Source organism: Streptomyces sp. NPDC014894 (genome assembly GCF_043080985.1).
Lineage (GTDB): Bacteria > Actinomycetota > Actinomycetes > Streptomycetales > Streptomycetaceae > Streptomyces.
This window is the reverse complement of the sequence record NZ_JBIBWD010000030.1, coordinates 1-19747: the sequence shown is the minus strand read 5'-3', so window position 1 is coordinate 19747 and position 19747 is coordinate 1. Positions and strand designations below refer to the sequence as shown.

The following is a 19747-nucleotide window of genomic DNA, read 5'->3' as shown; positions in this document are numbered from 1 at the left end:
GCGGAGCGCGGACGACTGTCGGACCCGGCGACTACGATGAGCGACGACTGAAGCCTGCGGGTGAGTGCCGGGGCGGCATTCGGCAAGGGGAGGAGCCGGTGTGCGACAGCTGGGCGAGCTTGAGGCGGAGATCATGGAGCGCCTCTGGGCCTGGGGGCGTTCCGCCACGGCGCGCGAGGTGCGCGACGACCTCAACGAGAAGCGGCCGATCGCCTACAGCACCGTGAAGACCGTCGCCGACATCCTCTTCACCAAGGGCATGCTCACCCGCGAGAAGGACGGCCGGGCCTGGACCTACCGCCCCACCTGTACGCGTCAGCAGTACACCGCCGCCCGGATGCAGGACGCCCTGGAGGGCAATCCCGACCCGGCCGGGGTCCTCCTGAGCTTCGTCGAACAGATCTCGCCCGACGAGGTCCGGGCCCTGCGCTCCGCCCTGCGCTCGGCCGGCCGGCCGGGCGAATCATGATCACGGCCGCCGCGCTCGCCGGGTACGCCCTGCTGGTGGGCGCGGTGGTCCCGTACGGACTGGTACGGGCCGGCTGGCCGCACCGCGCCCCCGCGGTCGCCGTCCTGGCCTGGCAGGGGCTGTCCCTGACGTTCGTCGTCGCCGCCGCCCTCGCCGCGTACCATCTGGTCTTCGCCGGGCGGCATGTGCACGATGGCCTCGTCGGGCTGCTCAGCGCCTGCGGGCTGACGGCGCATCCGCCGGCCGAGAGCACCCCGGCCGGGGCGAGCGATCTGGCGCTGCTCACGGCACCCGCGATGATCGTGCTGTTCCCGCTGGCCTGGCTGGTGCGCACGGCGTGGCAGGCCCGTCGCGAGCGGCGCCGGCACGCCGCTCTGCTCGCCGTGATCGGCACGGAGTCGGCGGAGCACGGGGCCACCGTCGTGGAGCACCGGGTCCCGGCCGTGTACTGCCTGCCGGGGCGCGTCCGCCGGATCGTGGTCACCCGGGGCGCGCTGGAGATACTGACCGCCGAGCAGCTCCGGGCCGTCCTCGCACACGAGAGGGCCCACATCCGGGGCCGCCACCATCTGCTCCAGGTCGCCGCGAAGGCGTTCGCCCGCGCCTTCCCCGGGCTGCCGCTGGCCCGTCTCGCCAGGGAGCAGACCGCGCTGCTCCTCGAAATGATCGCCGACGACCGGGCGTTGCGGCTCCACTCGCGCGACGCCCTGGCCACGGCGATGTGCGAGGTGGCCGCCGGGCGTGCGCCGGAGGCGGCGCTGGGCGCGGGCGGCCGGAGCGCGCTGATCCGGCTGCGCCGCATTCTGGCCCCCGAGGCCAAGCCGCGCCCGGTGACCTGGGCGGGGATCGCCGCCGCGTCGGTGACGGCTCCCTTTCTGCCGCTGTTGGTGACCTGCTGACCCGCTGACCTGCTGACCGGTCGGCCCCGGACCCCGGGCCCCGGACCGGCGGGCGCGGAGCCGGTCAGCGCCGCACGCGGGCCCGCCGCCGGATTCTTCGCCGGGCCGGAACCTCTCCCGGGCCGGGGCCGGCCTCCGCTACATGCGGACGCCCCACATGAACGGCATACCGCTGCGCGCGATGGACTCGTAGCGCACCTTGGCCCCGGGCTTGGGCGCGTGGAGGATCTGGCCGTTGCCGGCGTAGAACCCCACATGGCTGAGATCGGTCCGCATGATGATCAGGTCACCCGGCTTGAGCGCGCTGAGGGAGTTGATCCGGGTGCCGATGTTGGCCTGTGCCTGCGAGGTGCGCGGAATGGACACGTCCACCTGCTTGAACGCCCAGGACGTCAGCCCGCTGCAGTCGAAGGAGCCGGGCCCGGTCGCGCCCCACACATACGGCAGACCGACCCGGCTCTTGGCCGCCTCGAAGGCCGAGGCCGCCCGCTGCGTGGCGCTGGCCTCGTTGCCCAGCTCCGCCCGCTCGCTGGACCGGTCCGCCCGCTCCTCCTTCTTGGCGATCTCGGCCTTCTCCTTGGCGGAGAGGCTGTTGAGCAGCTTCTGGGCCTTGGCCAGCTTGCTCTGGATCTCCTGCTTCTTCGCACCCAGCTCGGTGCGGGTGTCGCCGAGATCCTCCAGCTTCTCCGCCGCCTGCTTCCGCTGCTGCGCGAGATCGCGCTGCTGCGACTGGAACTCCTTCAGCTCGGTCGTCTGCCGGTCGCCGAGGCGGTCGAGCGCGGAGGCCGTGTCGAGGTACTTGTCGGGGTCGGAGGAGAGCAGCAGCTGCATGGAGGGGTCGAGCCCGCCGCTCCGGTACTGCGCGGTGGCTATCACGCCGAGGCGGTCGCGCAGATCGTTGAGATCGCCCTGCTTGCGGGCGGCGGTCTCCTGGAGGTCCTTGACCTGCTTCTCCAGCTTGTCCGCCTTCTCCTTCGCGCCGTTGTACTTCTCGGTCGCCTGGGTGGCGTCCTCGTACAGCCGGTCGATCTGCGCCTGGACGCCCTTCTTCGTGGGGTCCGGCAGCGGGTCGGCGGAGGCGGTCTGGGCCGATACGGCGACGGCCGCCGCCGCGGACGCGGTGAGAGCGGCGGTGTACGCGGCGTTGGGCGGCTTGGGACGACGATGGGACGCCACTGAGGCGAACTCCTTCACTCTCGGCCGCCGACGAGGAGCACCCTGCTGCCCCGGTCCGCCGGGAGCGGGCTGACGTGGCGGTGCCTCCGCGGTCACCCCGACGGGTGATCGACTGTTCGAAGGCAGCGCAATGCTAAGCCGCTTAGTTGTTTCCTTTCAACTGTGGTGGCCTCTTTGCTCCGACGGCTCTCCTCGACCGGCGTCCGTTCGCGCCGCGCCCCGCGCTGTCGGGTCAGCTCCGGCGCAGGGCCGCGAGGGTGGTGTCGAGGTCGGCGCGGCTCGTGCGGTTGTGGGGGAGCTTGCCGAGGAGCGCCGCCATCGCGCAGGTGTTGGTGAGGGCGGAGAAGACCAGTCCGGCGGCGATTCCGGCGGAGAGCAGCTGGAAGGCCGGGTGGATCAGCAGGGCGAGGAGCAGACCGAGCAGTACGAGGGAGCCCGCGGTGAAACGGACCTGACGGTCCATGGCCCAGGCGGACCGGGTGGCGGCGGCGGGCCGCCGCAGTTCGCCGCCGGCGGCGGCCCAGGCAGCCGTCCCGCCGTCCAGGGTCGCGGCCGTGACGCCGCCCCGGGCCAGCAGCGCACACGCGTTCAGCGAACGCGCGCCGGAGGCGCAGACCATGAGCAGCTCACCGCGTTCCGCCGCCTCGCGCAGATCGGGCAGCGCCCGGTCGAGCACGTCCAGGGGGATGTTGTGGGCGGTGGGCAGATGTCCGCCGGCGTACTCGCCGGGGGTGCGGACATCGACGACGGTCAGAGTGTGGAGGCGCTCGCGGGCGAGGTCGACGGTGAGGGTCGTGGTCGTGGTCATGGTGCGGTCGTGCCTTTCGTGTGGGTGGAACGGGGCGTACGCGCTGTCAGCGGTCCGCCCGGGGGTGGGGCGGTGGGGCGGTTCGGTTCGGTCCGGGAGCCGCATCGGCTCGGCCGAGGGCCGCTTCATCGGGCGACGGCCGGTTCGTCATACGAGGCCGATGAGGCTGTCGAGGAGCATGAGGGCGGCCACGGCCGCCAGGACGTAGGCGAAGAGTCGCCGCAGCCGGTCGCCGGAGAGTTTCGCGGCGAGACGTCTGCCGTCCCAGGCGCCGAGGATCGCCGCCCCGGTGAAGGGGGCGATGACGGCCCAGTCGAGACCGTCGGCGGTGCCGGTGCGGGCGGTCAGCGCCGCGAGGGAGTTGACGAGGATGATCAGGAGGCTGGTGCCGACGGCGGCCCGCATCCGCAGACCGAGCACACCGGTCAGCGCGGGGACGGCGAGGAAGCCTCCGCCCACCCCGAGTACGCCGGTGAGCGCCCCGAGCCCGGCCCCGGCCCCGGCCGCCCGCGCGGGTCGCACCGGCCGGTCCGCGCGAGACCGGCGGGGCGTCGAAGGGCCGCGAGGCGTCGACGGCCGCGGGGAGGCCGACGGGCCTCTCGGTCCGGGCGGTTCCTGTACGGGCGGGCCTTGCGCGGGCGGTTCCTGTACGGGCGGGCCTTGCGCGGGCGGTTCCTGTACGGGCGGGCCTTGCGCGGGCGGTTCCTGTACGGGCCCCGGTACGCGAGGGGCGTCCGCCGAAGGGCCCGGCGCGGCCGGGTCGGATACCGCCGGGTCCGGTGTCTCCCGGCCCGCCGCCGCCTCCACGCCCGGCGTCCGTGCCTCCGCCTCCGGCCGGCCCGGGCGGAGCATGCGCCAGGCAGCGAGCGCGGCGATCACCGAGAACGCGATGGTCAGGACCGACGCGGGCACGCGGCCGGCCGCGAGGCCGCCGAGCATGGCGGGCCCGATGCCCGCGGCGGCGAACAGCAGTCCGGCCCGCCAGCGGACGCTCCCGTCCCGGGCGTGCGACAGCAGCGAGGTGAGCGAGGTCGCGGCCACGATGATCAGGGCGGCCGTGGTCGCGGCGACCGGGCTGAAGCCCAGCAGATAGATCAGCGCGGGGACGGCCAGCACGCTTCCGCCGCCGCCGAGCCCGCCCAGGGCCAGACCCACCACGGCCCCGGCCGCCAGAGCCAGGACGAGCACACTCATACGGCGGCGGTCCGGACGGTCAGACCCGCGTCGGCGGCCCGGTCGAAGCCGTCGTCGACGGCGACCACGTCACGCCCTGCCGCGTCCAGCAGCGAGGCCGCGATCCCGGCCCGCATGCCGCCAGCGCAGTGCACCCAGACCGTCCCCGCGGGCACCTCGTCGATCCGCCGGTGCAGGCTGTGCACGGGTATGTGGACCGAACCCTCGATATGTCCGCCGGCCCGCTCCGAGTCCCGGCGCACGTCCAGGACGACCGGCTTCGGCCCCGTACCGGTCAGCTCCCCGGCCAGCTCGGCGAAGACCGCCCGGCGGAACGAGGCCGGGGACTCACCGGGGCGCAGCCAGTCGGCCGGGCCTCCGGTGGCCGCGGCGGCGGGCCGGTCGATGCCGACCCGGACCAGCTCGCGCTGGGCCTCGGCCAGCTGCCGGGGCGATTCGGCGAGGAGCGTGACGGGCTTGCCCCACGGGATCATCCAGGCGAGATAGGTGGCGATCTTGCCGTCGGCCTCGAAGTTGAAGGCGCCCGCGACATGCCCCTCGGCGAACGCGACCCGGTTGCGCAGATCGACGACCCACTCGCCCGCCGCGAGCCGGCCGGCGATGGACTCGGCGTCGGCGCGGGCCGGCGGGGTCAGATCGACCGGGTCCGGACCGGCCGCGTTGGCCGGCCCCATGTGCGCGTAGTACGCGGGCACGTCCTCCAGTCCGTCCAGCAGATCGGCGACGAAGGCGTCGACCTCCTGGGTCAGCGCGGCGTTGACCGCCTTCTCCCGGCCGATGGTGCTGCTGTCGCCGCCGGCCGGCCCGGACGAGCAGAAGCTGCCGAAGCCGTGGGTGGGCAGTACGGAGGCGGTGTCGGGCAGTTCGTCGGCGAGCCGGTGCGCCGAGGCGTGCTGGGCGCGGGCGAGCTGCTCGGTGAGCCGGGGCTCGACCAGGTCGGGGCGGCCCACCCCGCCGATGAGCAGGGACCCGCCGGTGAACGCGGCCACCGGGGAGCCGTTCTCCCGCAGGACGTACGCGGTGTGGTGCGGGGTGTGGCCGGGGGTGGCCAGCGCCCGCAGGGTGAGGCCCTCGTCGACCTCGACCACATCGCCGTCGTGGACCGGGACGCGCGCGAAGGAGACCTGGGCGGCGGCCGGTACGAGGTAGACGGCGCCGGTCACCCGCGCCAGCTCCAGACCGCCGGTCACATAGTCGTTGTGGATGTGCGTCTCCACGACATGCGTGATGCGCACACCCCTGCGGGCGGCCGCCGCGATCACCTGGTCGATGTCGCGCGGCGGGTCCACGGCCACCGCGGCCCGGGCCCCTCCGGCCAGGTAGTGCCGGTTGCCCAGGCCCTCGATGTCGATGGTGTCGACGAAGAACACGTGCTGCTCACTCTCTGACGGAGTACCCCCAGGGGTATTAATTCGACCGTAACAGATTACCCCCGGGGGTATAGTGAGGGGTGTATCACCCGGATGGTCCCGGTTGCCTGGACCGTTCAGACCGTTCAGACCGTTCAGACCGTTCAGACCGTTCAGACCGTCGAGAAGTGAGGAGCGGTGCAGATGGGATACGACCGCAGCGTCCGAGTCCGCGCCGGTTTCGTCCGTGCCGCGGCCGCGCCGGAGACGCTCGCCGAGGAGGCCACGGCATGACCGCGACCACGGACGGGACGAGCCGGCAGGCCGCCGAGGAGGCCGGGGCCGAAGCCGTGGCCGGGGCCGACGCGGGCGCGCCGGTCATGACGGCCGACGAGCAGGCTTCGGCCCGTGCCGTGCTGAACCGGCTGCGCCGCGCGCAGGGGCAGCTCGCCGCGGTCATCGGCATGGTCGAGGAGGGCCGCGACTGCCGTGATGTCGTGACCCAGCTCGCCGCTGTCAGCCGCGCGCTGGACCGCGCCGGCTTCAAGATCATCGCCACCCGGATGCGGGACTGCATGACCACCCGCGAGGAGGGCGGCGAGCCCAAGATCGACGAGGAGCAGCTGGAGAAGCTCTTCCTCACCCTGGCCTGACCGCCCGCACCGGCCGGTCGCCGTACCGGCCGCGCCGGTCGCCGTGTCGGCCGTGTGCGGCGCGGACCTCCGGCGCGCCCCGGGAGCGGCGGGGGAGTGCGCCGCTGCGGACTGCCCGGTCCGCCCGTCCGCCGCCGCCCTTCCGGGGCCGCGGAAACGGCCGGCGCTGCAAGCCGCCGCCCGCGTCGGCTCCGCCCCCGTCACCGGGAGCGGTCTCCCTCGCCAGGGGCGTACGGCCGGGTGCGCGCTCGGCCCGCGACGCGAGGCCCGCCGAGCGGCCCCCGGGGGCCCGGCGCCCCGGGCGGGGTGCGGGGGCGTCCCGGGTGACGCGCGACAGCCCGGGCGCGTGGCCGGGGGAGGGCCGCCCGCACGTGCGCGCGTCGACGCCGCCCCCTCGCCGTACCCGCGCCGCGCGGCCACCCCCTCGTACCCCCGCTGTCGTGCCCGGGTGCTCACCCCCGGCGGCCCCGGGAGAACCCGTAGCGGGCCAGAGGTCCGAGCAGTTCCCGTTCCTCGTAGGCGAAGTGGGAGAGGACGGTGTCGGTGAGGAGGTCGATCGCCGCGGTGACGGGCGCGTGGTCGCCGGGGTTGCGGGCGAGGTGGATCAGGGCGCGGTCCACTTCTGTGAGCAGGGTGTGGATGACCCGGTGCTCCGCCTCCAGGCGGTCGAGGACGGGCTGGAGATCACGCCCGCTGCGGCGCAGATGGGGGAAGACGCTCCGGTCCTCCGTGCGGTGGTGCTCGGTGAGGGAGCGGCAGTGGGCACGGCAGATCTCGCTGAAGCCGCCGTCGGCGGTGGCGAGGGCCAGGGCGTTCAGCCGGCCGCGCGCCTGCGGCACGGTGGCGCTCCCCTTTCTGACCTGGCGCAGCAGATCCCGTACCTGGCTCAGCTCTCGCCGGTAGTGATCGTGCACGTCGATCAGATGCCGGGCCTCGTCCCGGCCCCGGCGGTCGGCGCCCGCGTTCCGGGCCGCCGCCGGGGCGGTGGGGCGGGTGGACTCCTGGAGCGCCCGCTTCGCGCTGTGCCTTTTCTTCGGCGCGGGAGTCGGGGCCGGCCCGCTCCCGCTCCTGGCGTACGGATCGCGCCCGCGGCCGCCGGTCTTCCTTCTGGTCATCGGATTCCTCGGGCTGGGACGGCCGTGGGCGACTCGCGACGGCCCGGGCCCCGCCCCGGACGGGCGGAGGCCGGGCCGTCGCGCAGCCGGTCCTACTGGCCGGCGGGGGTGCGGAGGGGCTTGAGCGCGTCGCTCCAGGCCACGACCTGGTCGAGCATGGCGTCGACCGCGTCCTGGTGCAGATCGGCGGGGGTGAAGGTGCTGAAGTCCTTGAAGTCGGTGAAGAGGGAGAGCATGACCGTGTTGCGGACGGTCGCGACCTGGACCTCGGCCATGATTCCGCGCAGGTGCTCGATGGCGCGCGCGCCGCCGACGCTGCCGTAGCCGACGAAGCCGGCCGCCTTGTTGTTCCACTCCGTGTAGAGGTAGTCGATCGCGTTCTTCAGCGCGCCGGAGGTGGAGTGGTTGTACTCGGGAGTGACGAGCACGAATCCGTCGTACGAGTCCACGGTCGCCGCCCACGCCTTGGTGTGCTCGTTGGCGTACTGGCCGAAGGACGGCGGGGCGGACTCGTCCAGGAGCGGCAGCGCCACGTCCTTCAGGTCGACGAGATCGTACTCGGCGTCTCCCCGCTTGCGGGCCTGATCCAGCACCCACCGGGCCACGGCCTCGCCGTTGCGGCCGGGCCTGACGCTGCCGAGGATGATCGCGATCTTGGTCATACTGCTTGCCTTTTCTCTGGATGCGCTCGAGTCTCTGGATGCGCTCGAGCGGAGTCGCCCGACCAATTAGTTGAGCAATCAACTATAAGTCGCGGGCGTCCCGCTCTGTTCCCGGGCGGAGGAAGTTCCCGCTCCCGGGTACGGGCGCGGGGGCCGCGGATCCTGCGGCACGGGAGGCGGTGCGCCCGGGCCCGCACCCCTCGCCCCAGCCGCCCGGCCCCCTGTGACCGGCCCGTTCACCGAGCCCCGGCCCGTGATGCCGAGGGCCCGTCGTCCAGGACGACATCGCGCCGTGTGCCGTCGGTCACGGCGACACGGGGACGGCCGCCGGGATCGACCGCCCGGTCCGGAACCGGAATCGCGCGGGACCACCGCATCGGCCCCCGCCTGCCGCCGCGCCGTCCCCGCCTGCCGCCGCGCCGCCCCCGAGAGCCTCTGCCCCGCCCCCGCGAGCCTCCGCACCGGCCCCGTGACCCGGTCGCCGCGCGGAATCCCCCGTACCCGCAGGGCATTGATCGTCGAGAACCGGCCACGCGGGCGCGGACCGTACGTCCGCGGTGATCGTCTTCGCTAGCGTGCCCCGCGGTCGGCCGAGTGGCCGGCTCGGGACCACGGAGAACACGGAGCAGCGCGTATGACGTTCACACACTGGGAGAACCGGTCCGTCGTCGTGACGGGCGGGACGCGCGGCATCGGACTCGGGATCGCCGAACTCTTCGCGCGTCAGGGTGCGGCCGTGCTGCTCACCGGGCGGGACGGGGAGGCCGCTCGCGAGGTCGCCGAGGGGCTCGCCCGGGAGACCGGGGGACGGGTGGCCGGGATGGGCGTGGATCTGCGGAGTCCCGAGGCGATCGAGGGGATGGCGGCCGAGGCCGTACGCCGGCACGGGGCCGTCGACGTGCTCTGCGCCAACGCGGGGATCTTCCCGGAGAAGCCGCTGCGCGAGATGACCGCCGACGATGTGGACGAGGTGCTCGACGTCAATCTCCGGGGCAGCATCCTCGCCGTCCGCGCCTGTCTGCCGGCGATGGAGCGCGCCGGCCGCGGCCGGATCGTCCTGACCTCCTCGATCACCGGCCCCACCACCGGCTACGCGGGCTGGTCCCACTACGGGGCGAGCAAGGCGGGCCAGGTGGGCTTTCTGCGCGGGGCCGCCCTGGAGCTGGCTCCGCACGGCATCACCGTCAACGCCGTCCTGCCCGGCAATGTGCGCACCGAGGGCCTGGTCGGGCTGGGGGAGGAGTATCTGAGCGGTATGCGGGCCTCGATCCCGCTGGGCCGGCTGGGCGAGACCGCGGACATCGCGCACGCGGTGCTCTTCCTGGCCTCCGACGAGGCCGCGTTCATCACCGGTCAGACCCTCACCGTGGACGGCGGCCAGACCCTGCCCGAGTGCCTGGACGCCATGGCTCCGCCGCTCGCCTGACCGGGCCGGGGCCCGGGCGCGGGCCCGACCCGCGCCCCGGGGCCGGACTGGCTACACTCGGTGGTGCGACGGACCCTTCCCGTGCCACGACAGGGTCGGGCCCGCCGCGTCGGCGATGCGATGCGATCGATGGAACTGGAGTCATGGTGCACACCGTGGGGGCGCGAGCTATCTGCGTCGAGCCGGAGAACTGAGAGCCTTCTCAGTCCCTGTTCTCGGCCCGGCTCGGCGTGTGATTCACCCCCCACCTTCCGCCACTCCTTCCGTGAGGCCGTGCCGCCATGCGCTCGACGCAGATCCGCGAGACGTTCACCGACTTCTTCGTCTCCCGCGACCATCAGCCCGTCCCGTCCAGCCCGCTGATCCCGGACGATCCCACCCTGCTGCTGACGAACGCCGGGATGAACCAGTTCAAGCCCTATCTCCTCGGCGAGACCGCCCCGCCCTTCACCCGTGCCACCAGCATTCAGAAATGCGCCCGCACCAGCGACATCGAGAATGTCGGCCGTACCCATCGGCACGCGACGTTCTTCGAGATGATGGGCAACTTCTCCTTCGGCGACTACTTCAAGGAAGACGCCGTCGCCTTCGCCTGGGAACTCATGACCCGGGGCTACGGGCTGGAGAAGGAACGGCTCTGGATCACCGTCTTCGAGGACGATGACGAGGCCGAGCGCATCTGGCGTCGTATCGGCGTCCCCGCGAGCCGGATCCAGCGGCTCGGAATGGAGGACAACTACTGGTCCATGGGCGTCCCCGGCCCCAGCGGCCCGTCCTCCGAGATCTCCTACGACCGCGGACCCGCCTTCGGGCGGGAAGGCGGCCCCGCCGTCGACGGCGAGCGCTACATCGAGCTGTGGAACCTGGTCTTCATGCAGACCCTGCGGGGCGAGGGCCCGGCCAAGAAGGACTACCCCATCGTGGGCGAACTGCCCGGGAGGAACATCGACACCGGCCTCGGCCTGGACCGGCTCGCCGCGATCCTCCAGGACGCCGAGAACGTCTGCACCACCGACCTCCTGCTGCCCACCCTCACCACGGTCCAGGAGCTGGCCGGGCGGGAGTACCCCGGCGAGGGCGAGGAGAAGGTGTCCTTCCAGGTCGTCGCCGAGCACGCCCGCTCCGCCGCCTTCCTCATCGCCGACGGCCTGCTGCCCGCGAAGGACGGCCGCGGCTACGTCCTGCGCCGGCTGATGCGCCGGGCGATCCGCCACGCCCGCCTCCTCGGGATCAGCGGCCCGGTCCTGCCCGCCGCGACCGCCAGCGTGATCGCCAACCTGGGCGACGCCTGGCCCGAGCTGACCGCGCGGGCCGCCCTGATCGAGCAGGTCGTCACCGCCGAGGAGGAGTCCTTCACCCGCACCCTGGCCCAGGGCACCCGGCTGCTGGACGCCGCGATCAGCCGTACCCGCGACGGCGGGTCCGCCGCCCTGGCCGGCGAGACGGCCTTCGAACTCGCCGACACCTACGGCTTCCCCGTGGAGCTGACCGTCGAGGCCGCCCGCGACGCCGGGCTGACCGTCGACGAGGACCGCTTCGCCGCCCTGCTCGACGAGCAGCGCAGGCGCGCCAAGGCGGGAGGGAAGGCCAGGACCGCCGAAGCCCTCAAGAAGCTGGACGTCTATCGCGAGCTGGCCGCCCGGCTGCCCCGCACCGAGTTCGTCGGCTACGACCGGCTGACCGCCGAGTCCACGGTGACCGCTCTGCTCTCCGACGGCGTCGCCGAGGCCGCCGCCGCCGAGGGCGCGGAGGTCGAACTCGTCCTGGACCGCTCGCCGTTCTACGCCGAGGCCGGCGGGCAGATCGGCGACACCGGCATCCTGACCATGGGCGACGGCACCGTACTGGAGATCACGGACACCCGTTACGGCCTGGAGGGCTTCCGGATCCACTCCGCCCGGGTCCGCACGGGCGAACTCCGCACCGGCGCGGTCGGCGAGGCCCGGGTGGACGCCCTGCGGCGCGAGGGGCTGACGCGCTCGCACTCCGCCACCCACATCCTGCACGCCGTCGTCATGGCCACCCTCGGCGAACACGCCCGCCAGCAGGGCTCCCTCGTCGAGCCCGACCGGCTCCGCTTCGACTTCGCCCACTTCGCCGCCCTCACCCCCGACCAGATCACCGCGATCGAGTCGGCCGTCAACGGTCACGTCCTGGACGATCCGGCCGTACGGGCCTGGTACGCCGACCGCGCCGAGGCCGAGGCCGCCGGAGCGATCGCGCTGTTCGGGGAGAAGTACGGGGACACCGTCCGCATCGTCGACATCGGCGACTTCTCCCGTGAACTCTGCGGCGGCACCCATGTCGCCCACGGCTCCCAGGTCGGCTCGTTCCGGCTGCTGGGCGAGTCGTCCATCGGCTCCAACCTCCGCCGGGTCGAGGCGCTCACCGGGCATGGCGCGCTCCGTCACCTCGACACCGAGCGGCGGCTGCTGAACGAACTCGCCGGCCTGCTCGGCGCCCGTCCGGCCGAGGCCCCCGGCGTCCTGCGCAAGCGCCTGGACGCCCTGGCCGCCGCCCAGCGGCAGCTGTCCCGGCTCCGGGACGAGGAGCTGCGCGAGCAGGCCGCGCTGCTGGCCGGCCACGCCCTGCCCGCCGGGCACGGGCGACTGGTCGTCCAGCGGGTCAGCGGGATCGCCCCGGACGAACTGCGCGGTCTCGCCTCCGACGCCCTCGCGCGGCTCGGCCGAGGGCCGGCCGTCGTGGTCCTGGGATCCGAACACGACGGCAAGGCCCTCCTCGCCGCCGCGGTCTCGGACGACCTGCACCGGGGCGGGGCCGAGGCCGCCGGGATCCTCGCCGAGGCGGCCCGTGCCGTCGGCGGCGGCTCCGGAGGCCGAGGCCCCGTCGCCGGGGCCGGGGGACGCCGACCCGAACACCTCGCCCGGGCCCTGGACCTCGCCGCCCAGAAAGCCGCCCGTCTGCTCGCCGACGGCTGACGCTCCCGGTCGCTGACCTGTCGTCAGCGCGCCGACTGCCGAAGCCGATTGCCGACCATTGACCGGCTGACCGGCTGACCGGCTGACCGGCTGACCGGCTGACCGGCCGGGCCCGCTCGACGCGCGGGCCCGGCCTGGTCACCGGTCCTCGACCTGTGCGCCCCGCCGCCGGATGTCGCTGTACGCCGCCCGTCCCGCGCCTTCCCGCGCCTCCGCGCCCGGCTGCGCCGGCTGCGGCGTACGGCCGCGACCGGCGCGGAGGAAATTCGCTCACCTCACCACCCGCGCGGGCGCGAGACTCACCCCATGACCACCGACATCGTCATCCGTCCCGCCCGGCCCGCCGACGCGCGGGCCCTGGCCCGACTGCGCTGGGAGTTCAAGGAGGAGGACCACGAGGGGCGGCCGCCGGCCGCCGCCCGGCCCCCGGAGGAGGCCGAGCGCTGGATCCGCGACCGCCTCGCCGCCGGACACTGGTTCGCCTGGGTCGCCGAGACCGACGCGGAGATCGTCGGCCATGTCTTCCTCTGCCCGGTGGAGCGGATGCCGGAGCCGTACGCCGACCCCGCCCCCCTCGGCTATGTGACCAACTTCTTCGTCACGCCCTCCCGGCGGAACAAGGGAGTGGGCACGGCGCTGCTGGAAGCACTGCACCGGCACTCCCGCCGTACGCCGCTCGACACGCTCATCGTCTGGCCGTCCGAACGCAGCGCGCCCCTCTACCGGCGCTCCGGCTTCCAGCCGTCGCCGGAACTGCTGGAACGGCCGATCGCCCCCTGACGCCCCGCGCTCGCGGACGCCGCCGCCCCGCCCGGACCGGCGGACGCGACGATCAGCGCCGTATGGCGTCAACCCACAGGTGAATAAGGCGAGTTGCGCGGCCGTCCCAGAGACGGATACGGCGTACGACCGAGGTCTGACGCGCCCAGCGCGGGAGTCGCCTAGCGTCTTCGGCATGGCAGAACTCGCCCGCGCGGCCACGGCCGCCGCACTCAGTCTCGCCCTCGCGCTACCGCTCGCCGGGACGGCCGTCGCCGCCCCGGAGCGGCCGGCGGCCACCGTACAGCCGGCGGCCGCGGCCGTACCGGCCGACACGCTCCAACTGCCGCGCCCCACCGGCCCGTACGCCGTCGGCCGGTCGACGAAGCACCTCGTCGACCGCTCCCGTACCGATCCCTGGACGCCGACCGCCGACGGCCGGGAGCTGATGGTCACGCTCCACTATCCGGCGGCGCGGGCGGGGGACGGCCGCACCGCGCGGTACTCCACGGTCGAGGAGGCCGCGCTGCTGGCGAAGGGACAGGGCATCGAAGCGCTCGTCCCCGCGGAGAGGCTGAGCGCCACCCGCACCCACGGCCTGGTCGGAGCCCGCCCGGCGAAGGGCAAGCACCCTCTCGTCATCCTCTCCCCGGGCTTCACCGTGTCCCGGTACACCCAGACGAACCTCGCGGAGGACCTCGCGAGCCGAGGGTACGTCGTCGCCTCGCTCGACCACGCGTACGAGTCCTACGGCATCTCGCTGCCCGGCGGCCGGACGCTGACCTGTGCCGCCTGTCCGGTGCTGGAGTCGGACTGGACGAAGGGGTCCGTCGTGACGGCGACCCGCGCCGCGGACGTGTCGTACGTCCTGGACCGGCTGACCGGGAAGAACCCGGTCTGGCGGCACGCGGGCGTGATCGACGGGAAGCGGGTGGGCATGGCCGGCCACTCCATCGGCGGGGCGAGCGCCGCCACGGCGATGGCCCGGGACCGGCGGGTGGACGCGGGCGTCAACATGGACGGCAGCTTCTGGGAGGAGCTGCCCGCCGAAGGGCTGCGCGGACGGCCGTTCATGATGCTCGGCACCGACGACGACATCCACCGGCCGGGCGGCAAGGACACCACCTGGGACCGGATGTGGCCCACTCTGGACGGCTGGAAGCGCTGGCTGACGGTCGCCGGATCGGATCACTTCACCTTTTCCGACGGGCCGCTCATCTCCCACCACTTCGGGCTGCCGGAGCCGCCGCTGCCCGCGACGCGCGCGGTCGCCGTCACCCGCGACTATGTCGCCGCCTTCTTCGACCAGCATCTGCGCGGCGAGCCGCAGCCGCTGCTGTCGGGGCCGACCGCGGCCAATCCCGAGGTGAAGTTCCACAACCCCTGACCGGGAGCGCCGGCGGACGGCCGGGCGGGCCCGCGCACCGGCCTGATCCCCGTCACTCGCGGCTCGCGGCTCATGGCGGACGGCTCACGGGGTACGGCGCGTTCGCGCCTCGCGCGCCTCGGTGATCCGGTCCTTCGGCCCGGCGCGGAGCCTCCCGAACGGGGGGCTCCGTCCGTCCGCCCGGCTACAGCAGCTTGCTCCGGGCCGACCTCGGCGCGGCCCCCGCCCGGCGGCCGCGCGCCCGCCGCCCCGGCCGCGGGGACCGCCGGGCCCCGTCCAGCCCGGCCGCCCGCCGGGTCCACCGCGCCACCGTCTCCACCGGCACGCCCACCCCTGCCATCATCGGAGCCACGGCGGAACGGCAGGCGGGGGCCCCGCAGTGGACCGGACTCGCCGTGAGGCCCAGCGCCGGATAGGTCATGGGCACGGGCGGCAGATAGTGGGCCGCGCAGCCGAGACAGACGTAGATCGTGCGCATGGGCAGTCCTCCTAGGTGAGGGATCCGGTACCGGCGCAGCCGCTGCACGCACCGGTCCAGCGGGTGACGACCACGGTCTGCGCGCCGTCCTGCGCGGTCTCCACCGTGTGCTTCTGATGCTCGGTGAGCCCTGTGCCGTCGCAGGCCCCGCAGACTCGGGAGTCGTCACTCATCAGCCCAGGATGGCGATCCTCGGCGACGGCGTCACGCGGTTGGGAGGGATGGGCCCCGATCGGGTGGCCCGCGGACGCGCGAAGGGTTCGATCGGGCTTCGCGTCGTACGGGGGAACCGGCGGACGAGCGCCCGCTCCCGCGAGCTACCCGCCCTCCTCCTCGTGCGGCGCCGCGTACCCGGGTACGGAGGGCCGGCGCACGGTCAGCACCACCGACTCCTCCTCCGCCACCCACGAGTGGTCGACCCCGCGGCCCCAGACCACGTAATCGCCCTGGTCCTTCAGCAGAACGCCCCGGCCGGGGAACGCGACCCGGAAGCGGCCGCTGATCAGTACGAGGAGGGTCCTGCGCTCCTCGCCCCGCACCCATCGCGCGCGTTCGTCGCCGCGCGGGTGGACACCCCACTTGATCTCGACGGAGTCGCTCCGGCGCGGATCGCCGGGCTCCTTGAAATGGCCGAGGAGCCATCCTCGGTCCAGTGCCGCGTCCTCGCCCGCGTTCCCCGCGTACACGCTGTCGTCCACGCGCCCGAACGTAACAGCCGTCTGGGGTAGCGTCTCGCGAATGAGCTTCCGGCTGGCGGCGTACGCCGTGTGCATCGAGGGCGGACGGGTGCTGCTGGCCCGCCATGTGCCGCCGACGGGCGGGACCAACTGGACCCTGCCGGGCGGCCGGGTCGAGCACGCGGAGGATCCGTTCGACGCGGTGGTCCGGGAGGTCGCCGAGGAGACCGGCTGCGAGGCGGTGGTCGAGCGTCTGCTCGGGGTGGACTCCAGGGTCGTTCCCACGGCGGAACGGGCCGTCCCCGGCGGACCCGAGCACCAGAACGTCGGCGTGTTCTACCTGGTCCGCGTCACCGGCGGCCGGCTCCGGCCCGAGCCGAACGGCGAGATCGCCGAGTCGGTCTGGACCCCGCTTCCCGACGTCGCCCGTCTGCGCCGGTCGTCACTGGTCGACATCGGCGTCGCCCTGGCGGAGAGCCTTCCGCCGACCGGCCACGTCGCTCCCGTCCCGGTCGGCGGGCTGATCCAGCACTGAGGCCGCTGTCGACAGCTGCTCGTCCGGGGTTTCGAGGGGTGCACCCCGCAACGGTCCGGTCCGCTTCCGGCGTACGGTCCGGCCCCGGGCGGCAGGGCCCCAGGCGGTACGGTCCGCTCCGCTTCGGTCAGGACCGGGCGTCCAGGTCGATTCCCCAGCTCCCGCCGATGAGTTCGCGTCCGCTCCCGGTGACGGACAGGCCCCGCCCGGAGAGGTGCCGCACGACCCACCCGGCCCGGAGGAACCGGTCGCCGACCGCCGCGCCCAGGGCGCCCGCCAGATGCGCGCGCCGTTCCGTCCAGTCCAGACAGGCGCGGGTCGTGGGGCGGCGGGCCCGGATCGCGCCGTCGACGTCCACCCCGGCCGCCCGCAGCCCGTCCGCGCCGGCGTCGGTGAGGGCGAGCGCATCGCCGTCGGTCAGCCATCCCTCGCGGGTCCAGGCGTCCGTCAGCGCTACGCCGAGCCGCCCGGCGAGGTGGTCGTAGCAGAACCGCGCCAGGGCCAGATTCCGCGCCTGACGACCGTGCCGATACCCGGATACGGGCGTCGGGTCGCCCAGGACGCCGAGCGCCTCCAGGGCGGTGGCCACCCGAGGGCCCGCGAGCGCGTAGTGGCGGCTGCGCCCGCGCGCCTCGCACGTCACCAGCCCGGCGTCGACGAGCACCCGCAGATGCTCCGAAGCGGTCGAGGCGCTCACCCCGGCCGCCCTGGCCAGCTCACCGGCCGGGCGTCCGCCGCCGTCCATCAGCAGATTCAGGAACACCGAACGCGCGGGCGCGGCCAGCGCCCTGCCCACCTTCGTGAAGTCCCGGTCCCTGTTCACGGGAGAAGCGTACGACGACGACGCTTCGGCCGCCGCCGAAGCGTCCCGGGTCCCGGTACGGCCGTGAGCCCGCCCGCCTGCCGCACCCGTCCACACCCGTACGCACCGCCCTCACAGCCCTCACCGCCCGAGCGGCCCCTGCGGACGGTCGGTCTGCCGGGCTCCGTCCGTGATCCGCCGGGCGGAAGCCGGCGGTGAGGCGGTGAGGAAAATCGGTGGAGCGGGGCCGCCGTACCCCGCTACCGTGCTGCCGCACCAAGTCGTCTGGGAAAGGCGTGCCGTTGTACACCCTGTGAGTCCTCCCGAGCGCTGAATCGTCGCGCGTCGCACCTGTGCGCCGTGCTCTTTCCTGCTGCGGATTTCTCACTGAAACCGGTGTACTTCTGTGCTCAAGAACTGGGCCGTCGTGCCCACTCGCCTTCCCCTCGTTCTGCGCCGCTGCCACACGTGCGCGTCCGAACGGTTCCGGGCGAACGGAAAATTTCGCGTCAACGCACACCACAAGCTCCTCGACGCCTGGCTCCTCGTGCTCTGCACGGTCTGCGGGGAGACCGCGAAGCTCACCGTCCTGGAGCGGGTGAACGTGCGCTCCGTACGGCCTGAGCTGCTGGACCGGCTGCATGCCAACGACGTCGGTCTGGCGGCTGAGCTGCTCCAGGATCCGGTGGTGCGCCGCCGCAATCGCGTCGCGCTCGACTGGGACGGCGCCTGGCGTCTCGACACGGACGGATCGGATCACCCGGACCATGAGGCGATCGACGTCACGGTCCGCTTCGCCGCGCGGATCCCCGTCCGCCCGGTGCGGCTGATCGCCGAAGGCTGCGGTCTGGCGAGGGCCGAGGTCGAGCGGCTGCTCACGGACGGGAATCTCGTCTCGGCGGTCCGGCTGACCGGCAGGCTCTCCGGCGACTTCACCTTCACGCTCAAGCGCTGAACCCGCCGGTGAATCAGGTGGTCAGGGGCCGGTCCGGCGGGACCCGCCGGACCGGCCCCGGCCGCCCCAGGCCCCGGATCCCGGGCGTGGTCCGGGGGTGCGAGGGGCCCGCGACGCGGTCTCCCCGTGGGGTGGTGAGATCCTTGGGCGGTGTTCTCATCAGGTCACGCGGGCGCTGTGTTCTTCGATGTCGACGGCACGCTCGTCCCCGGTACCAGTTCGTCGGTCTTCCTGGCCGGCTTCCTCGGCCATCGGGACGAGCTGGCCGGGGCGGAGGACGCCTACGCCGCCGGTGAGCTGGACAACCGGCAGGTGTCCGAGCTGGACGCCAAGGGCTGGGCGGGCGTTCCGGAGGAACGCGTATCGGGCTGGCTCGACGGGCTTCCGCTGGTCGCGGGCATCACGGAGACCGTGGCCTGGTGCCGGCGGAATGGGCTGGCGCCTGTGCTGGCGACGCTCGCCTGGTCGCCGGTCGGCGCGTATCTGACCGACCGCTTCGGCTTCCACGCGTACTGCGGACCCCGCCCGGAGACCGACGGCCGTCGCTTCACGGGCCGTGTCGCCCGCCACTTCGACGAGTACGACAAACGGGATTTCGCCCTCGCGCGGGCCCGGGAGCTGGGGTTGGCTCCCCACTCCTGCGGGGCCGTCGGGGACAGCCGCTCCGATCTGCCTCTGTTCGCCTCGGTCGGGCTGAGCGTGGCGTTCAACGCCTCGGCGGGAGCCCGCGCGGCGGCGACGGTCGCGGTGGACGGCGGGGATCTGCGAGCCGTGCTCCCCGCCCTGAGCCGCCTGGTCACAGCCGCTCGCTGACCACTGCGGGGAGGGCCGGCCCGTAGCGGACCGCGCGCTCGCCGTATCTCGTACGGTGCCGTGTCGGGCATCCCTTCGCCCCGCCGCCCCACCGTCACCGCTTCCCGCAGGGGACTCCGCTTCCGGCGTCCTTCGGGCGGCCGTTCGGCCCGGCGGGCCGGGTGAGGGGGGCGGCCGGGGTGCCTGGCGCACGCCCTGCCCGAAGCCGAAGCCGAAGCCGAAGCCGAAGCCGAAGCCGAAGCCGAAGCGGCGCGGTGGATGACGGCGTGGATGGTGTGAGCGCCGAGCGCCTGATCCCCGTACAGCAAGAGGTAGCGCGGCCTGGCTCCGCATGGCGTCAGGTGATGCCACTCTCTCATCACCGTGGCGTCACTGCCCGGATAAGCGCAACTGACCTGCGGTTATGCATCCTCGTGGCGGCCGGAAACCTCGCCTGGTGCCATCCTTCGCACCTTCGGGCTTGCCTGTGACGCCATTGTGGTGCCATGATGGCGTCATGGACCTCACGCCGTATGTCGACACCCTCCGCCGCGAACTCGCGGTGGCCGCCGAAGCGGGAGGCGACGAAGCCCGCGAGCTGGCCGAGCGGCTCACCGCCCCGCTGGAGTCGGCCGCCCGGCTGACCCTCCTCGGCGTGCTCTCCGCCGCGAT

Annotated in this window: 19 protein-coding genes and 2 pseudogenes; 10 read left to right on the top strand and 11 right to left on the bottom strand. The window is 73.7% G+C overall.

Annotated features, from left to right (window positions below):
- Positions 1 to 100: 100 nt before the first annotated feature.
- Positions 101 to 469 carry a BlaI/MecI/CopY family transcriptional regulator gene (locus tag ACF089_RS35360; RefSeq protein WP_392036181.1) on the top strand — a complete coding sequence of 123 codons (369 nt, stop codon included), beginning with the start codon at positions 101 to 103 and terminating at the stop codon, positions 467 to 469.
- Positions 466 to 1368 (top strand): M56 family metallopeptidase, encoded by a 903-nt coding sequence (locus tag ACF089_RS35355; protein WP_392036178.1) that lies wholly within the window; start codon positions 466 to 468, stop codon positions 1366 to 1368. Before ACF089_RS35360 ends, ACF089_RS35355 begins: the two co-directional genes overlap by 4 nt.
- A 138-nt stretch (positions 1369 to 1506) precedes the next feature.
- Here ACF089_RS35355 and ACF089_RS35350 read toward each other — a convergent pair whose 3' ends face one another.
- The 5 genes and pseudogenes from ACF089_RS35350 to ACF089_RS35330 all read right to left on the bottom strand — a co-directional run bounded on the left by ACF089_RS35350 (position 1507) and on the right by ACF089_RS35330 (position 5916).
- The gene (locus ACF089_RS35350) at positions 1507 to 2544 is read right to left on the bottom strand and encodes an NlpC/P60 family protein (protein ID WP_392036175.1); all 1038 of its coding nucleotides are present in this window, start codon (positions 2542 to 2544) and stop codon (positions 1507 to 1509) included.
- A gap of 232 nt (positions 2545 to 2776) precedes the next feature.
- Positions 2777 to 3352 carry a rhodanese-like domain-containing protein gene (locus ACF089_RS35345; RefSeq protein ID WP_392036173.1) on the bottom strand — a complete coding sequence of 192 codons (576 nt, stop codon included), beginning with the start codon at positions 3350 to 3352 and terminating at the stop codon, positions 2777 to 2779.
- Positions 3353 to 3499: 147 nt separating this feature from the next.
- A pseudogene (locus tag ACF089_RS35340) lies at positions 3500 to 3877 on the bottom strand (TSUP family transporter); the annotation flags it as partial.
- Between the two features lie 249 nt (positions 3878 to 4126).
- A pseudogene (locus ACF089_RS35335) lies at positions 4127 to 4546 on the bottom strand (sulfite exporter TauE/SafE family protein); the annotation flags it as partial.
- Positions 4543 to 5916, bottom strand: coding sequence for a rhodanese-like domain-containing protein (locus ACF089_RS35330; RefSeq protein WP_392036170.1), 1374 nt, complete (start codon positions 5914 to 5916; stop codon positions 4543 to 4545). The pseudogene ACF089_RS35335 and the gene ACF089_RS35330, both read right to left, overlap by 4 nt.
- Positions 5917 to 6275: 359 nt before the next feature.
- Between ACF089_RS35330 and ACF089_RS35325 the strand changes: the two genes are divergently transcribed.
- Positions 6276 to 6548 carry a metal-sensitive transcriptional regulator gene (locus ACF089_RS35325; RefSeq protein ID WP_392036210.1) on the top strand — a complete coding sequence of 91 codons (273 nt, stop codon included), beginning with the start codon at positions 6276 to 6278 and terminating at the stop codon, positions 6546 to 6548.
- Positions 6549 to 7000: 452 nt separating this feature from the next.
- On the opposite strand, the gene ACF089_RS35320 is transcribed toward ACF089_RS35325, so the two are convergent.
- Positions 7001 to 7663, bottom strand: a complete 663-nt coding sequence (locus ACF089_RS35320; RefSeq protein ID WP_392036167.1) for a hemerythrin domain-containing protein — start codon at positions 7661 to 7663, stop codon at positions 7001 to 7003.
- Positions 7664 to 7755: 92 nt separating this feature from the next.
- Positions 7756 to 8325 carry an NADPH-dependent FMN reductase gene (locus ACF089_RS35315; RefSeq protein ID WP_392036164.1) on the bottom strand — a complete coding sequence of 190 codons (570 nt, stop codon included), beginning with the start codon at positions 8323 to 8325 and terminating at the stop codon, positions 7756 to 7758.
- A gap of 634 nt (positions 8326 to 8959) precedes the next feature.
- On the opposite strand from ACF089_RS35315, the gene fabG reads away from it, so the two are divergent.
- From fabG to ACF089_RS35295, 4 genes are all read left to right on the top strand, one after another.
- Positions 8960 to 9751 carry a 3-oxoacyl-ACP reductase FabG gene (gene fabG / locus ACF089_RS35310; RefSeq protein ID WP_392036162.1) on the top strand — a complete coding sequence of 264 codons (792 nt, stop codon included), beginning with the start codon at positions 8960 to 8962 and terminating at the stop codon, positions 9749 to 9751.
- Between the two features lie 281 nt (positions 9752 to 10032).
- A complete protein-coding gene (alaS, locus tag ACF089_RS35305; protein WP_392036159.1) occupies positions 10033 to 12690 on the top strand; it encodes an alanine--tRNA ligase in 2658 nt (885 codons plus the stop codon).
- A gap of 306 nt (positions 12691 to 12996) precedes the next feature.
- Positions 12997 to 13470 carry a GNAT family N-acetyltransferase gene (locus ACF089_RS35300; RefSeq protein WP_392036156.1) on the top strand — a complete coding sequence of 158 codons (474 nt, stop codon included), beginning with the start codon at positions 12997 to 12999 and terminating at the stop codon, positions 13468 to 13470.
- Between the two features lie 175 nt (positions 13471 to 13645).
- On the top strand, positions 13646 to 14836 hold the full coding sequence (locus ACF089_RS35295) for an alpha/beta hydrolase family protein (protein ID WP_392036153.1): 1191 nt from the start codon (positions 13646 to 13648) through the stop codon (positions 14834 to 14836).
- Between the two features lie 184 nt (positions 14837 to 15020).
- On the opposite strand, the gene ACF089_RS35290 is transcribed toward ACF089_RS35295, so the two are convergent.
- The 3 genes from ACF089_RS35290 to ACF089_RS35280 all read right to left on the bottom strand — a co-directional run bounded on the left by ACF089_RS35290 (position 15021) and on the right by ACF089_RS35280 (position 16012).
- Complete coding sequence (locus tag ACF089_RS35290; protein WP_392036150.1) at positions 15021 to 15314, bottom strand: hypothetical protein; 294 nt, start codon at positions 15312 to 15314, stop codon at positions 15021 to 15023.
- An 11-nt stretch (positions 15315 to 15325) separates the two neighbouring features.
- Complete coding sequence (locus tag ACF089_RS35285) at positions 15326 to 15487, bottom strand: hypothetical protein (RefSeq protein ID WP_392036148.1); 162 nt, start codon at positions 15485 to 15487, stop codon at positions 15326 to 15328.
- 144 nt (positions 15488 to 15631) lie between these two features.
- On the bottom strand, positions 15632 to 16012 hold the full coding sequence (locus tag ACF089_RS35280) for a signal peptidase I (protein WP_392036146.1): 381 nt from the start codon (positions 16010 to 16012) through the stop codon (positions 15632 to 15634).
- 40 nt (positions 16013 to 16052) lie between these two features.
- On the opposite strand from ACF089_RS35280, the gene ACF089_RS35275 reads away from it, so the two are divergent.
- Positions 16053 to 16526 (top strand): NUDIX hydrolase, encoded by a 474-nt coding sequence (locus ACF089_RS35275; RefSeq protein ID WP_392036143.1) that lies wholly within the window; start codon positions 16053 to 16055, stop codon positions 16524 to 16526.
- Positions 16527 to 16653: 127 nt separating this feature from the next.
- On the opposite strand, the gene ACF089_RS35270 is transcribed toward ACF089_RS35275, so the two are convergent.
- Positions 16654 to 17349, bottom strand: a complete 696-nt coding sequence (locus ACF089_RS35270; protein WP_392036140.1) for an ArsR/SmtB family transcription factor — start codon at positions 17347 to 17349, stop codon at positions 16654 to 16656.
- Positions 17350 to 17734: 385 nt separating this feature from the next.
- Between ACF089_RS35270 and ACF089_RS35265 the strand changes: the two genes are divergently transcribed.
- The gene (locus ACF089_RS35265; RefSeq protein WP_392036137.1) at positions 17735 to 18283 is read left to right on the top strand and encodes a DUF1062 domain-containing protein; all 549 of its coding nucleotides are present in this window, start codon (positions 17735 to 17737) and stop codon (positions 18281 to 18283) included.
- 150 nt (positions 18284 to 18433) lie between these two features.
- Positions 18434 to 19096 (top strand): HAD family hydrolase, encoded by a 663-nt coding sequence (locus ACF089_RS35260; RefSeq protein WP_392036134.1) that lies wholly within the window; start codon positions 18434 to 18436, stop codon positions 19094 to 19096.
- Positions 19097 to 19747: the final 651 nt, after the last annotated feature.

Bases quoted from the DNA above. Each gene is read 5' to 3' on its own strand.
- ACF089_RS35355 (WP_392036178.1), top strand. From the start codon at position 466: ATGATCACGGCCGCCGCGCTCGCCGGGTACGCCCTGCTGGTGGGCGCG.
- ACF089_RS35345 (WP_392036173.1), bottom strand. From the start codon at position 3,352: ATGACCACGACCACGACCCTCACCGTCGACCTCGCCCGCGAGCGCCTC.
- ACF089_RS35325 (WP_392036210.1), top strand. From the start codon at position 6,276: ATGACGGCCGACGAGCAGGCTTCGGCCCGTGCCGTGCTGAACCGGCTG.
- ACF089_RS35320 (WP_392036167.1), bottom strand. From the start codon at position 7,663: ATGACCAGAAGGAAGACCGGCGGCCGCGGGCGCGATCCGTACGCCAGG.
- ACF089_RS35315 (WP_392036164.1), bottom strand. From the start codon at position 8,325: ATGACCAAGATCGCGATCATCCTCGGCAGCGTCAGGCCCGGCCGCAAC.
- fabG (WP_392036162.1), top strand. From the start codon at position 8,960: ATGACGTTCACACACTGGGAGAACCGGTCCGTCGTCGTGACGGGCGGG.
- alaS (WP_392036159.1), top strand. From the start codon at position 10,033: ATGCGCTCGACGCAGATCCGCGAGACGTTCACCGACTTCTTCGTCTCC.
- ACF089_RS35300 (WP_392036156.1), top strand. From the start codon at position 12,997: ATGACCACCGACATCGTCATCCGTCCCGCCCGGCCCGCCGACGCGCGG.
- ACF089_RS35295 (WP_392036153.1), top strand. From the start codon at position 13,646: ATGGCAGAACTCGCCCGCGCGGCCACGGCCGCCGCACTCAGTCTCGCC.
- ACF089_RS35290 (WP_392036150.1), bottom strand. From the start codon at position 15,314: ATGCGCACGATCTACGTCTGTCTCGGCTGCGCGGCCCACTATCTGCCG.
- ACF089_RS35285 (WP_392036148.1), bottom strand. From the start codon at position 15,487: ATGAGTGACGACTCCCGAGTCTGCGGGGCCTGCGACGGCACAGGGCTC.
- ACF089_RS35275 (WP_392036143.1), top strand. From the start codon at position 16,053: ATGAGCTTCCGGCTGGCGGCGTACGCCGTGTGCATCGAGGGCGGACGG.